A 14871-nucleotide genomic window follows, 5' to 3' on the forward strand; every position below is an offset into this window, starting at 1 on the left:
GTTATTAGTTATAGTGTTAGTTATATTTTTTAGTTTCCAAAATTGTAACGCAAAGTTATACCACCTCTAATTGTTGTCTGCGGAAATGCAGTAGAAATTTCATAGGTAGAAAAACTATGATCGTAATAGAACAATGCTGTTAAATTCTTAGTAAGCGCATAGTCTGTTGTAAAATTAATAGTCCAGATGTTTTGACCAGCTGTTGTTTGGCTATTATCTAAATCTAAGTATCGTATAATAGTCTTATTACGTCTGTATGAAATATCTGCCTTAAAGTTAAGGTCACTACTTAGTATACGGCGTTTACCGGCAACTCTAGTAGCTATTTTTAAATCTTTAATTCTGTAACCTAGTCCTACAATATATTCGTTTCCGCTAATTTCTGTAAGAAGATTGTTATCAAAACTTAATGATAGTGCTCTATCTTTTCTAATTTCTGCTAAAATCTTGATAGAGTTATTTGTTTCCATATCTATCTTGACAAGTGGACTAAATGCTTCTGTAATATTCACATTAGAAAATAATGTCCTGTTCTTAAAGTTTCCGGCTTGGTCACGATTATTATCTCCAAATGGATTATTTGTATCAAAATCTATATTAGTCTGGAATTGACTCAAAGTATAAACAGAATTGTACGCGTGATTTAATGAAAAACGTTTAAAGTTATCCTTAAACCATTTTAATCGCATAAGGCCAGTATACTTAATTGTCCAGTTTGGAAGTGGCGTATCTCTAAATGCACCTAAACTTACACTATTTACATCTTTACCAGAATAAGCCGACAAGAATGCTGGTAGTAGAACAGCTTGATTACCTCTACCATAACCACTTGGGAAACCATTCTCATCTACATCTGTAGGGTCTTGACCATTTTGTGCTGCTAATCGTCTTGCTACAACTAATCGGTTTTCTCTAAAAGTATCAAATGCTTCAGATGAATCTTGGTCACTTTGTGAAAATGCTGTGGCAATTAATACTGTTGATATACTAAAGTTTCCGAAGGTATTTGGCGTAAGGGAATTGTATTGATAATCTCCAATGCCACTTCCAGTAACCCTATAGTTTTCTTGAAAAGTTTCAGAATAATTTCTGGCAGCGTTTAAGTCTATTTTTAGATCTGGCAATAAATCTACTGTAGCCTGAATATTTAGCTCTCTATTTTCAACTTCTTGATATTGCTGATTAAACTGGTCGTATAATGTAAGCCAACCACGTCTTGCTGCTTCTTCGCGCACATCTCTTTGGCTACCTAATGTAAACCCTACAGTTGGTCTTACAGAACCTATAAATCCTACTGTTGGAGTATATCCAGGCAAGAATGTACCTTGACGCTCGATATAAGACACCTGCAATTTCTTAACAGCTGTAAGCAGACCTATTCCTGTATTAATAGCTTTATCTGCGCCACTTAGTTTATTAGAAGGCGTATTATCTTGGTTGCCTTGAGCAGCTAATCTAGGTGTGCTTGTTTGGCCTTGTCGTAAATCTCTCCTATTGGTAGATGTTCGTCTTGCATTAGTTTTTTTCTGTTTCTTTTTAAGACCTACATAATTATAAAGTCTTTGTAGATCTAAAGTCGAGTTTAACTCGTGCTTCATAGAGTTTTGAACAGTATTTCCTAATCTTGGAATTCCTTGATCTTGTAGGTTGTTAAAAATTTCTGAACCACGTTGCCATTGGTAAGAACTTTCATAACTATACGTAGACTTCACAAACTCCAGCAATGGTATCTTATTTAGAGGCAACTCATAATTAAGCTGAAGATTTTGAGTATGTATGTTAGGAGTTCCTGTTTCAAAGAAACCATCCCATAGTCCTATAGTTTGATCTTGTGTGAGATCATCATTCACATAATTTCTAACAACAAAATTATTTCCTGTAGTATAATTAAAGTTTAAAGACTTAGAGAGTTTCCAATTAAGTGCAAATTGCCAATCGTACAAATAATTACGTTGGTATAATTGCGGAATAATATTTCCTTCTCCCAAAAACGACCTGAAACGCTGTCTGTTATATTGTCGTTGTATATTAGATCCTAAAGAAATACTTGTAGGTAAAGGATTAAAGTTAAAATCTTTAATTGGCTTAAAGTAAGCACTGCTATCTAAAACAGCAATTTTCTTAAATGGCTCTATTGTAACTTCTGGAACAGCATACTCATAAGTGGCGCCTACCCTTACATTTTGATCTATAGACTCTTCTATCTCAAAATCCCTATGATCTGTTTGATTGTATGTGCCAGAAAGGGTAAAATTTTCAATATCATAAGGCATAGGTGTTTTTGGCTCTGCACCTGGTTCTGTAGAGACTACTCTGTTTTTTCTTAACCCAATTATACTTACACTTTGTCTTCTGGTATAATCTTCTGCACGCTCTTTAATTGCATCTGCTGTTTGAGAATCTTGAGCAGCATCTATCCTATCATCTAACTCTAGGTCTAAAAATTCTGGATCGTATTGAGGTGTAATTAACTCTTCTCCTCTGGTGTAATTAAATGGTATTTGAACTCCCCAATTTTTAGGTAACAATTGCCCTACACTTACATTGGTTGTAACATCATAACTTTGTACGTCTTCACGACTACGTTGGTTAGGGCCTTGCTCTATACTACCAAACCCTACAGTGCTTCGTCTACCTGTGGCAGAAACATTCATGAAGTCTGCTACGTTGGCATCCATATTTACTACAGCAGCCCAACCTCCTTCATTTTTAAGACCAGATAACCTTAATTCATTAAACCATACTTGGCCAGAAGTTTCGTCTAAATTATTGTCATTTGTATTTTTTACACCTAACATAATAACCCTAACGTTACCAAAACTCGGGTTACCTTTGATACCTACTCTTAGCTCACCAGAAACATTATCTAAAGATACTTCTCCATTTTCATTAAAGAAATTTAAATCTGTCTGGGCAAATTGATCACTACCTAAAACAGTAGCCTTTACAGTTTGTAATAAATCTAATGGTAATTGAAGTTCATTTTCTGACGGCCAAATTTCTGCAGCATTTGTAGCATTTGGTGTTGTTACTTTTAATGGAATCTCAACTTGATAGAAGTTGTCTGTAAAATCTAATCCCATTCTAATGAAAGCTACCATTTCATCATCCTCCAATGGTGTTTCGTTTGGTAAAGACTCTGCATGAAGAAACATTTGAAGTTTTTCATACTGCCTCATATCTACCTGGAAGTTTTTATAAACAGCTCTAGAATCATTAGGTTTTAATCCTGAAACAGTTAATGCTAAAGATTGCTCATCTTCTAAAACCGACTGGTTATTGTTTACAAACTCTTCTCTAATTACACCTGGTGGCGGCTCATAATTAGAAGTCATTTCTTCTGAAACTGAGGTAACTTCAAATAAGGCATCATCTGTTGTAGGGTTATTACCATCTGGTTGTATTGCTACATTATACCTTCTGTAATCTCCTCTAACTAAATCTAATGTTGCAAATCTTAAATGAATGTTTTCTTGAAAGTCCTGTAAGAACATTCTCATGAAACGTACAGATCTTAAGTCTCCAATACCACCAACAACCTCTCTTAAAGGATCGTTTGAATCTTGCGGAAATTGCAATGGCACTCTAAACTGCACCCAACGTGTTGGTAACGTACCTCCATCAACTGTATTTACATCTAATTCCCTAACGTCTGTCACAAACTCATTTGTATCTGGAGACATCTGGTTTGGTGCAATTGGGACATTTAACTGCAAGTAGCTGTCTATAGTGTTCATCGTGTTGTCTCGATTCACATCTTCAACTGTTGGGAACGTTGTGTTTCCTCTATTATCCTGAGACACATCTGTTGGAGAGTTTCCTTGTGTACCATTATATTGTCTGTAACGCTCAGTAATACTACCTTGAGCATTCAAAAAATAATTGTAATTATCGTTTGAAGGATCTGCAAGACCTGCAAAATCTCCAAATCTTGAAGCTTCTTCCGCATCATCTAAACCATCAAAACCTACATCTTGATTAACACGTGCTTGTCCTTCTGTATCAAAAGCATATACTAAAGATTGGTTTTGTGGTACTTTTCCAAAAGCTGTAGATTGGGTTTGTGCTGTACCGCCATCTTCTGGCAAACCATTCTCATATTGTTTTCTTCCATCCTTAAGTACATCTTCAGAAATACTACCTAAGTTAAATGATATTGTACCACCAGTACTTCCTGCGTTTTCATCGTAAATAAATGGATCTAGTAACCAAAATTCTATATACTCTACATTAGATTGTTCAAAGTTTGTGTTTGTAATTTGGCGTGTAATTCCTCCAAAATTTTGTTCTGGGTTTGGTAATGTGTTTGTACCATTGGCTCCGGTTGCATAGTTGTATTGACCACGCTCTTCTGGATAAAATGCAATATCCATAGGAAACAACACTTGAGGTTGCCCTTGAACAATAGTTGTTTCCGGAAAGATTTCATCAATAAAAACACGACGGGTTTTATAATCTGAAAGATCTGCATCTGACACACCATCTGGACGCTGGTTACTATAAAAGATAGGATCTACTGTATACCAGTTTATTCTTGCGCGACGATCATTTACACGTAAATCTCCATTTCCGAAACCACCATCAAAACCATTTGGTCCTGTAGGAACACTTGACAATTCCCAAGATAATGGAGTTAATATTGAAATAGAGGTTTGTGACGCTTCAAAATCGTCTACATAGGTTACCGTTTCTCCTCTAAAATTGTCTCCACTTGGTGAGCCTGGTTGTAAATAAGCGAACTCTCCACGTATTGAAAAGTTAGACTCTACCTCTGTATCAATATTAGGTAAATGGTTTGCAAAGCGTGTTAACCAAGGTACTTCTGTAGAGTAATTAATATTGAAACCATAAATTGAATTATTTATAGGTTCATAACCATAGTTGGCTTTTTGCGTTATTGGTCTCTCATTTAAATTAAGGTATGTACCACCAATTAAGAAGTTTTCATTAAAACGGTGTTCAACATTTAATCCAGTAAAACGTTTAGTTTGTTGTCCGAATAATGCATTACTTTCTGTTGAAATCTGAATAGGCACATCTGATGCTAGTAAAGATTCATCTAGTATTTGAACGCGACCAAATTGGTAATTCACTACATAATCTACTCCTTCTTGAAGTACACGACCACCAGCAGTTACTGTTACAGAACCTTGTGGTATATTAAAACCACCAATTGGAATACCGTCTACTCCACTAGATTTGTAGCGTCCTTTAAGTTGGAATTTATTTTTTTCTGCAGATTCTTGTTCTGCTTGTATTTTAGTTGTGGTATAAAGTTTCTTAAATACGTATTCTCTTTGGTTAGAGTTATAAGTTAGCAACTCATTATCAGAGCCATCCATTTCATCATCATAATCTTCTGAAGGATTTAATCTTAGCTTGTTAAACAAGTATTCTCCAAACGGTTCTGTACTTGTAAATATGATTCTACCATTTTGTGGATCTATTGTTAACCCTGGCACATAATCAAAAAAGCCATCACCTTCCAAAACAGGATCATTGTAGGCATTAAGTTTATCAAGGTTTAAAACGCGTAATAATGTTGTTTGTTCAACATCATCTGGAAGCGGATCTGCACCTACAGATTGTATATAGTTTAATGGTTGTGGATCTGTATATAATATATTGAATCTAAAATCTTCAGCAGAAACATCAAACGCATCTAAGCTGTAAATGTTTTTCATCATTAAGTCCCAAATAGGTTCGTTAACATTAGTTATAGGACTTTTAAGCATTTTTACAACAAGCGTCTGGTTAACTATGGCAGACATGTTTGGTGGTAAAGCAGCATCATCTATACCATCATTATTAGCATCTTGACCATTGGTTTGGTCTACATCACTTGCGTCATTAATACCATCGCCATCTGTATCTTGGCCATTATCATTAGTCCCATCACCATCAACATCTGCATCTACACTATCTAAAATACCATCTAAATCTGTATCTGGGTTAGATGCAGTTGCCTCTACACCATCATTTGCAAATTCACCAACTTGAAATACCTGGCCGCCAACTGTATATTGAAAAGCAACACCTAAAATTTCATCATTACTCAATCTTTGGTTAAGAGATATATAACCTAATTGAGTATTTATAGTATACTCGTTATTCTGTAATTGTCTTGCATTTTCTAAAACGCCGTAATCTCTTCCTTCTGTAACTTGGGTGCCAAAACCTTGACCTATAGTAGCTACATCTCTAATTTGATTGTTTAAGATAGATTGTTGTTGAGGATTACCAATACCAAAAGGGTTAAAGTCGTTATTTTCATTATCGGGAAAAGAGCCTGGCGCTTCATTAACGAAACCTGCTGGCTGGTTATCTAACCCAATATTATTTTGATCTGACTCACCAATATCCTGTATTGCAACAATGTTCCTTGCATCTACTAAAGATTGCGTGTTGTTTGTCCTGTTAGTTACCCAAACTTGTATTCTTGTAATCTGAACGTTTGAGTTTATAAATGGATAGTTTGCTAAAGATCTATCATATGTATCCCTAAAGTAATGGGAAAGGAAAAAGTGTTTGTTCTCATCATAATCTAAGATAAACTTTTCGAAATCCTGTACGGCATCACCACCTTCAACATTTACTGTGTTACGTTCAGAATTCTGCTCAGAGTAAACACCAGTAATAGTCGTCTTACCAAATTGCATTTCAACCTTTGCTCCAAATAAACTTTGTGCACCTTGTATAAGAGAACTGTTTAACGGCAAACTCACATTACCGATCTCAATTTTTCTTACAATATCATCTTCTGTTGGAGTATACTCTAACTTAATTTGATTTTGAAAATCGAAACTAGCTTCTGTATCATAATTTGCTGTTACCTGAAGCCTCTTTCCTACTTTACCAAGCAAACTAAGACTTATACGTTGGTCAAAATCGAATGTTAGGTTACTCCTGTTTCTTGGTGAAAAAGACGGATTGTCTTGTTTTGTATAAAGCACACCCAAATCTACCTCGACCGTACCTGTTGGGATAACCTCTATTTCTCTGCCTCCAAAAACACTTTCAAAAAAGTTATTGTTTACATAAAAGTTAGGCAGTAAGTTTTTTTGTTCTTCTTCCGTTCCTTCTTTCTTTCCACTTAAAGCATCAGATTTTTCATTGAAATACTTTCGCATTTCTTCTTGAAATATTAAACGTTGATACTCATCTGGCGTTAAGATTAAGGGATAAGAGATATTAAACTCTCCAAGTTTTTGAGTGTACACATAACGATCTAAATCTACATCGTAAGTGTATTTGTTTAAGATACTATTGGGGTCTGAAAGTTCTATTTTTCCTAAGGAGTATCCCGTACTAGTGGAGTCTTGTTCTGTTTCTTCTTGTGCAGTTACAGAGTAAGCACCTAATAAAGCAAATAAAAGGATTGCTGTTTTTAAAGCCGGAATTTTAAAATAGAAGTTCGCCAATTCGCCTAAAGTTTTTTAAGTGCTAGTTTGATGATAGTTTCAACGGAAGCTTCTGGATCTGTTTTGAGTATTCCTGCCACGACTTTGTCGCTTTGTTTCCTCGTATATCCTAAGGTTTCTAAAGCAGATAACGCTTCTTCTTTTTGAGTATTGCCTTGGGATGGCAAAACTTCATCTAAGCCTACAACATTAAGTATCTTATCCTTAAGATCTATAATAACACGTTGCGCAGTCTTTAACCCTATTCCTTTAACAGATTGTATAGTTGCAACATCTCCTTGAGATATTGCTTCTGTAACTTGTTGCGGAGTTAGTGATGACAACATTGTTCTTGCAGTACTTGCACCAATACCCGAAACACCTATTAATAATCTAAAAACTTCTCGCTCTGCTTTTTCTGCAAAGCCAAATAATGTATGCGCATCTTCTCTTACTTGTAGGTGAGTAAAAATCTTTACGCATTCTTCATTTTTAATAAGGCCAAAAGTGTGCAATGAAATATTTACAAAATAGCCGACGCCACCACAATCTACAATAATGTTTGTAGGGTTTTTCTCTATTAATTGACCAGCTAGTTGGGTTATCATTTGAACTGAAGACTTAGACTGCCAAATGTAGCAAATTTATTAAGATCGCAAAACGTAATGTCTCAGCTAATTATTGGATTTCTAATTTCATTTGTTGGCGTTTTTGCTTATCCTGAGCATCAACAATTGCAACAGCAGCCATATTTACCATTTCCTCTACACTTGCTCCAAGTTGAATAACGTGTGCAGGTTTTTCTAACCCCATCATAATTGGGCCTATTGAATCTTCACCAGTAAGCTCCTTTATTAACTTATAGGTTCCGTTTGCTGAGTCCAGCGTTGGATAAATTAATGTGTTTACTTTCCTATTGGATAATTTAGAGAATGGAAACTTTTCCTCTCTCATTTTTCTATTAAGAGCAAAATCTACTTGCAATTCTCCATCTACAATTACATCGGGAGCTACTTTATGAAGCAAATCAACAGCTTCTCTAACTTTGGTAGCGTGTGCATCTTTTGAAGAGCCAAAATTGGCATATGAAACCATTGCTATAATAGCTTCCATCCCAAACATTTTTACAGTATGGTTTGTCATTTGAGCTATTTTAGCTAAATCTTTAGCTGTAGGATCTATATTTATTGATGTGTCACTAATAAAAATTGGGCCTTTAGAGGTGTTCATTAAGTTACACGTGGCAACTTTGGTTACTCCTTTAAGCTTACCAATTATTTCTAAAATTGGCTTCACCACAGTAGGATACGCTCTAGAGTATCCAGAAAGCATAGCATCTGCATCTCCTAACTGAACCATCATGGCAGCAAAATAATTTCGTTCTCTCAATAGCTTTTGAGCGTCGTAGAGTGTAACCCCTTTTCTTTGTCTAGCCTTCCAGAATTGGTTGGCATAATTTTCTAGGTGACCTTTCTCTTCATCTGACTTTGGGTCTATAATGGTAACCTCTTCAGAATCAAAATCTAACTCGATCATTAATTCCTTAATAACTTCTCGGCGTCCCAGAAGAATAGGAATACCCATTCCTTCATCATGAACAATCTGTGCAGCCTTAAGTACATCTAGATGATCTGCTTCTGCAAAAACAATGCGTTTAGGATTCATTTTAGCACGGTTATGAAGCAACCTTGTAACCTTATTATCGTTACCCATACGATCATAAAGTTCGTCTTCATATTTCTGCCAATCTAAAATTTCTTTTCTGGCTACTCCACTTTTAATAGCTGCTTTTGCTACTGCTGGCGGAACTTGTGCAATAAGTCTTGGGTCAAATGGTTTTGGTATTATATAATCTCTCCCAAAGTTTAGACGCGTTTCTCCGTAGGCTATATTAACTTGCTCCGGAACTGGCTCCTTAGCTAATTTAGCCAAAGACTTTACCGCTGCCATTTTCATTTCCTCATTAATTTTAGTAGCCCTAACATCTAAAGCGCCACGAAATATAAATGGGAAGCCTAATACATTATTAACCTGATTAGGATGATCACTACGTCCTGTAGCCATAATGATATCTTTGCGTGCACTTATAGCCAGATCATAATCTATTTCTGGATTTGGATTAGCCATAGCAAATACAATAGGATCATTAGCCATAGATTTTATCATCTCTGGAGATACTATATTTCCTACTGAAAGCCCCAAAAAGACATCTGCATTAACAAATGCTTCGGCTAAAGAACCGTACATTTTTTTAGAACAGAATTTTTCTTGCTGTATTGTTATATCGCCTCTTTCAGAGTGGAGTAATCCATTAGAGTCAAATACAGACATGTTTTCTGGTTTTGCCCCTAATAACAAGTATAAATTAAGGCATGCAATTGCAGCTGATCCAGCACCTGATACCACAAACTTTACATCTTCAATCTTCTTGTCTGCTAACTCTAGTGCATTAATTAGAGCTGCTGCAGATATAATTGCTGTACCGTGTTGATCGTCATGCATCACAGGAATATCCAGCTCTTCCTTAAGTCTTCGTTCTATCTCAAAAGCCTCTGGTGCTTTTATGTCTTCTAGATTAATACCACCAAATGTTGGCGCTATATTCTTTACTGTTTCAACAAAAGCATCGACATCTTTAGTGTCTACCTCTATGTCAAAAACATCTATGTCTGCAAAAATTTTAAACAATAGCCCTTTACCTTCCATTACTGGTTTAGAAGCTTCTGGACCTATATCACCTAAACCAAGTACTGCTGTACCATTAGAAATTACAGCTACAAGATTACCTTTGGTGGTATATCTGTATACGTTTTCCTTATCTTTTTCTATCTCTAAACAAGGCTCTGCAACTCCAGGCGAATATGCCAAGGCAAGGTCTCGTTGAGATGAATATTTTTTTGTAGGGACAACCTTTATCTTACCAGGTGTTGGTTTGGCGTGATATACTAAGGCTTCTCTTCGTTTGCTTTCTTTAGACATGGGCTATTGGTGTTGAATAAAATAAGTATTTATACTCTATTACAAATGTAACAACCTTAATTGACGAAGAAAATTAAAGCTTGAAATATGTTTGGTTATTTATGAGGTGCTCTCAAGTTTCCAATCTAAGTATCTATGCAAGTCACTTTCTATCCAACCTAAACCAATTGAAAGTACTGTAATGTCATCTAAATACCCTAATCCAGGAATAAAGTCTGGCACAATATCCATAGGGTTTAATACGTATAGCAAGGAGAATGCTATAGTTGCAATTGTATACCAAGGCACTTGTTTATACTTGCCACTTGAAGAATCTTTTATAAGAGCCAACATTAACCTACCAAGCTCCACATATTTTTTTAAAGAAGCACTACCAGACAGTTTCTTATTAATGGCTTCTTCTTTATCTATAACAACTTCAACATCTTCTGCACTAACCTCAGAAACATCTTCTTTCATTTTATCTTCTGTAACAACATCATCAATAAAGTCTTCTGAAGTCTTCTCTTTAAATTTATCCCAAATACTCATATCTTTCTTTTTCTTGAAAATTACGAGTTTTTTACATCAACTATATTTAAAGTTTTGTTATTTATGTATAAGAATAAATTAAAGTTTAGTCTTAATGTAATAAGCTTGAAAGAATATTAATGTTATTTGGCAGTCTTCCTACATGCTGAAGTTTTAACGCAGATAAACTTTGTGCTACATCTAAACTTTTTGATAGTGAAAAATTCTTTATATAAGAAAATAAAAAGCCAGACCAAAAGGCATCTCCAGCACCAGTAGCATCTTTAACCTCCTTGATTTCTTTTGCAGGCTTAATAATAGACGGTTGTCCATTTTGTGAGACAATTACTCCGTCCTTTCCTAATGTCAGGCAGATAAGATCGACACCATAATCGTGTATTTTTTGCAATGCTTCTTCAATTGTTATTGTAACTCCAAAAAGTCTAGAAATATCATCTTGGCTAATTTTGACTAAAGGATTTTTTGAAAAATATTTTCCCAACACTTTTATAGCTTCACTACGATCTGGCCAGATTTTTTCTGAATAATTTACATCTATACTAAGCTTACAATTAAATCTTAATGCTTTTTTTGCCGCATTAAGAATTGTCTTTTGTGCAGGGTTTCTACTTAGTGAAAAACTAGTTGTATGAAATAACTTTGCTTGTTCAAGAATATGATCTGGAATCTGAGCATCAATAATTTCTGAATCTGCAGATAAGTAAGGTATAAACTCTGGTGTACCAGAAGTTCTAGAAATAAATATGGAGCTTGTTGGCTTACTCTCATCTTTTCTAATTAGAGCAGTATTTACCTGAACTTCATTTAATCGTTCTAAAATATAATCTCCTAAACCATCCTTACCTATCGTTGCAATTAATGTTGCGTTTAGCCCTAATCTTGCCATATTCATAGCGACATTTGTTGGTGAACCTCCAATATATCTATGATAATCTTTAGTTAAAGAAAGACTCACATCTGGTTGATGTCCTATAAAATCTACCAAGGCTTCACCAATACATAAAATATCAATTTTTTTATTTTCCATTATTTAAGAAGCTTTTTTCCTTTAAGGTATTGAGATAAAATAATTTGTCCAGAAGCACTCCAAGTACATTTTGGAACACCGTTTGGTTCCTTAGTTTTAGTATTAAAATTTTCATAGAAAGCATAATCTTCAACCTCGTTTAATGCTTCTATATTAGACAATACTTGTTGTGCGTTAATAGAATTATTTTCAACAATCGATACTCCGTAAAAACTATTAACCATTTGCCATGTTCCACCATTATGGAACGTGTATGGATAGTTCCTAAATTCATACTTACAATTGTTTTCCAGTAAATCCCATTGCTTATCTCCTTTTTTAATAGGATCCCAAAATGCAGGAAGTAAACCTAATGGTAGTTTTTTTCTTAAAACTTCAGAATATTGAATTACTTTGTTTCTAAACGAAGTTTCTCCTAGTTCTAAAAATATAGCTAAGCTATTTCCGAAAGCATCAAACATATTTTGATAACCTGATGGTGTAATTGATGCCTGCCAAAATTTTGATTCAGGCATTTTAGAATAAGCTTTAGGATGAAACACATTATTATGAGTTCCACTTTTATAATTTATCACAAGCTTTTTTGTGACAATATTAATTTTTTCTTGATATTCTATTTTTGGTGTTAAGTGATTTATTGTACGTAAAGCCCATAACCTTAATACCTGATCATAAAATGTATGTCCTTCTGTGATGTACTCATCTGCCCAATTACCAGATCTCGGCACATATATAAGATGGTTGTTATTAAATTCCCAAGCATTTAAAAGCCATAAGCCCTTATTTATCTTTGGAATCATTTCATCTAGAAACTCTGTATCTCCCGTGAAATGAACATAGTTAGCAACTCCAATTATAAACCAAGAAATAGTATCTACACGACCTGCTAAACCTCCAAAACTAAGCTCTACACCACTTTTACCATAATAAACATTGGAAGGAATATGTCCTAAATTGTGTTGATGATCTGCTAAAGTAATTAGTGTCTTTTTAAATGTAGAAACTAATATATTATCTCCATCTAATAAGGCCGCCAACCCACAAATTACTCCATCTCTAGCCCAAACTCTTTTATAATTAGATATGTTGTTGGCACTTGCCAAAAATCCAAAATCTGAACTTGCCTCAACCAAAAGTTCTTTAGCTTTATTATAAGGATTGTTTGTCATGACTATTTAACAATTAAATTTTTAGGACCAACTTTTATAAATAAGGTGAAAATTGCTGCTAACACTAAAAACACACCTGCTAAATTCAATACATTAATTGGGTTTTGACCTAATAAATCATATACAAAATATTGCATGGTAACTATTTGGATAATCATAGGAATAACTATAAACATATTAAATATGCCCATATAGACACCTGTCTTTTCTTTAGGTATTGATCCCGCTAATAACTGATAAGGCATAGCTAACATAGATGCCCAAGCAACCCCTAAACCTATTGTAAATAGGTATATTGAAGCTATTTCTATTTGACCACTTCCAAATGGATTAGTTACGCTAAATAATATGTTGTCTACACCTAAAAAAGGTATACTTAACAACCCAATACCACCTAGTAAAAGACTTACAAAGTGAACGCCTTTAGCTCCAATTTTATAAGCTAATGGCACTAACGCAAAAGCAACTACAAAACATATTATGTTATAAGTTCCATTTACTTGTCCCGTTAACACTTGTGCTTGACTAAACCCTTCTGAAGTCTCATCTAATGTACCAAAAAGAGATAATGATAAAGAAGAGGTAAGATACTGCCAATAGCAAAACATAGCGTACCAAGTAAAAAACTTAACTGGTATTAATTGTTTCATTGTAAGAGGCATGTTTTTAAATGCATCAACAATATCAATCCAAACTCTTGTAAGGATATTTCCTCGTTCTTTATCTAATTTTAATGCGTTTAATTCCTCTTGTGTAGGTGGAAACTCTTTAGTAGTTAAAACTGAATACAATATTGTTGCAATAGAAGCAAATGATCCTATGAAAAATGCCCAATATGTAGAGACCGGTATACCGTTAGCCATTCTATCTGATGCTAAGAAAAACCCAAGAGATATTAAGATAGCTGGCGTGAAGTTTGCAAGAGTTGTCCCTAATCCTGTAAAAAAACTTTGCATTAAGAATCCTAATGAATGCTGTTTTTTATTTAATTTATCAGACACAAATGCCCTATATGGTTCCATTGCGATATTATTACCTGCATCTAAAATCCATAATAAGCTTGCTGCCATCCAGATGGTTGTTGAATATGGCATGATTAACAAAGCTATACTTGCTAACACAGCTCCAATTAAAAAGAATGGTTTTCTTCGGCCAAATTTTGGAGACCAAGTGCCGTCACTTAACGCTCCAATTATAGGCTGAACAATAAGTCCTGTAACTGGTCCTGCCAACCAAAGCATTGGTATATCTGCTTCATTTGCACCTAAATATTTATAAATGGCACTCATGTTACTTTGCTGTAACCCGAAACTAAATTGAATCCCAAAGAACCCAAAATTCATATTCCAGATTTGCCAAAAACTTAACTTTGGTTTTTTTTAAAAGCATAATTGAGGTTTATTGAACAAGCATTTTTAGGAAATCTTGAAACTTACTATCATTCATAAATAATTTCCCAGATTTATCTATAACAGGTAATTTCACATTTGAAATATCAACACCATTAGTACTTAATTTTTTGAGCATTTCATTTAACTTACTTACACTAAGGTCTATGTCATAGAATATAAACTCGATATTTTTTTCTTTTAAAAATAGTTTTGTATCTATACAGTAATGACAGGTGTTACTCCCATAAATAATTAATGGTGTCTTTTCTTTAATTACTAAAGGATTGCTTTGAGAAAATGTAAGAGATGTAAATAATAAAACACAAATTATAGATACGAAAAATTTCATTTAATTTAAATTTTATTAGAAGAGC

Annotated in this window: 8 protein-coding genes; all 8 read right to left on the minus strand. The window is 34.4% G+C overall.

Annotated elements, in window-relative coordinates:
- Positions 1-29: 29 nt before the first annotated feature.
- Positions 30-7421, minus strand: coding sequence for a T9SS outer membrane translocon Sov/SprA (sov, locus tag CA2559_RS01230; RefSeq protein WP_013186009.1), 7392 nt, complete (start codon positions 7419-7421; stop codon positions 30-32).
- Positions 7422-7426: 5 nt separating this feature from the next.
- A complete protein-coding gene (gene ruvA / locus CA2559_RS01235; protein ID WP_013186010.1) occupies positions 7427-8008 on the minus strand; it encodes a Holliday junction branch migration protein RuvA in 582 nt (193 codons plus the stop codon).
- Positions 8009-8078: 70 nt separating this feature from the next.
- Complete coding sequence (locus CA2559_RS01240) at positions 8079-10379, minus strand: NADP-dependent malic enzyme (RefSeq protein ID WP_013186011.1); 2301 nt, start codon at positions 10377-10379, stop codon at positions 8079-8081.
- 99 nt (positions 10380-10478) lie between these two features.
- Positions 10479-10910, minus strand: coding sequence for a YkvA family protein (locus CA2559_RS01245; RefSeq protein WP_013186012.1), 432 nt, complete (start codon positions 10908-10910; stop codon positions 10479-10481).
- Positions 10911-11001: 91 nt separating this feature from the next.
- Entirely contained in the window at positions 11002-11937 is a 936-nt protein-coding gene (locus CA2559_RS01250; protein WP_013186013.1) for a carbohydrate kinase family protein, read from the minus strand.
- A complete protein-coding gene (locus tag CA2559_RS01255) occupies positions 11937-13106 on the minus strand; it encodes a glycoside hydrolase 100 family protein (protein ID WP_013186014.1) in 1170 nt (389 codons plus the stop codon). Before CA2559_RS01255 ends, CA2559_RS01250 begins: the two co-directional genes overlap by 1 nt.
- Before the next feature lie 2 nt (positions 13107-13108).
- Entirely contained in the window at positions 13109-14449 is a 1341-nt protein-coding gene (locus CA2559_RS01260; RefSeq protein ID WP_049787189.1) for an MFS transporter, read from the minus strand.
- A gap of 55 nt (positions 14450-14504) precedes the next feature.
- Positions 14505-14846 (minus strand): glutaredoxin family protein, encoded by a 342-nt coding sequence (locus CA2559_RS01265; protein WP_013186016.1) that lies wholly within the window; start codon positions 14844-14846, stop codon positions 14505-14507.
- Between the last annotated feature and the right edge of the window lie 25 nt (positions 14847-14871).

It is taken from the genome of Croceibacter atlanticus HTCC2559, assembly GCF_000196315.1.
Classification (GTDB): Bacteria; Bacteroidota; Bacteroidia; order Flavobacteriales; family Flavobacteriaceae; genus Croceibacter; species Croceibacter atlanticus.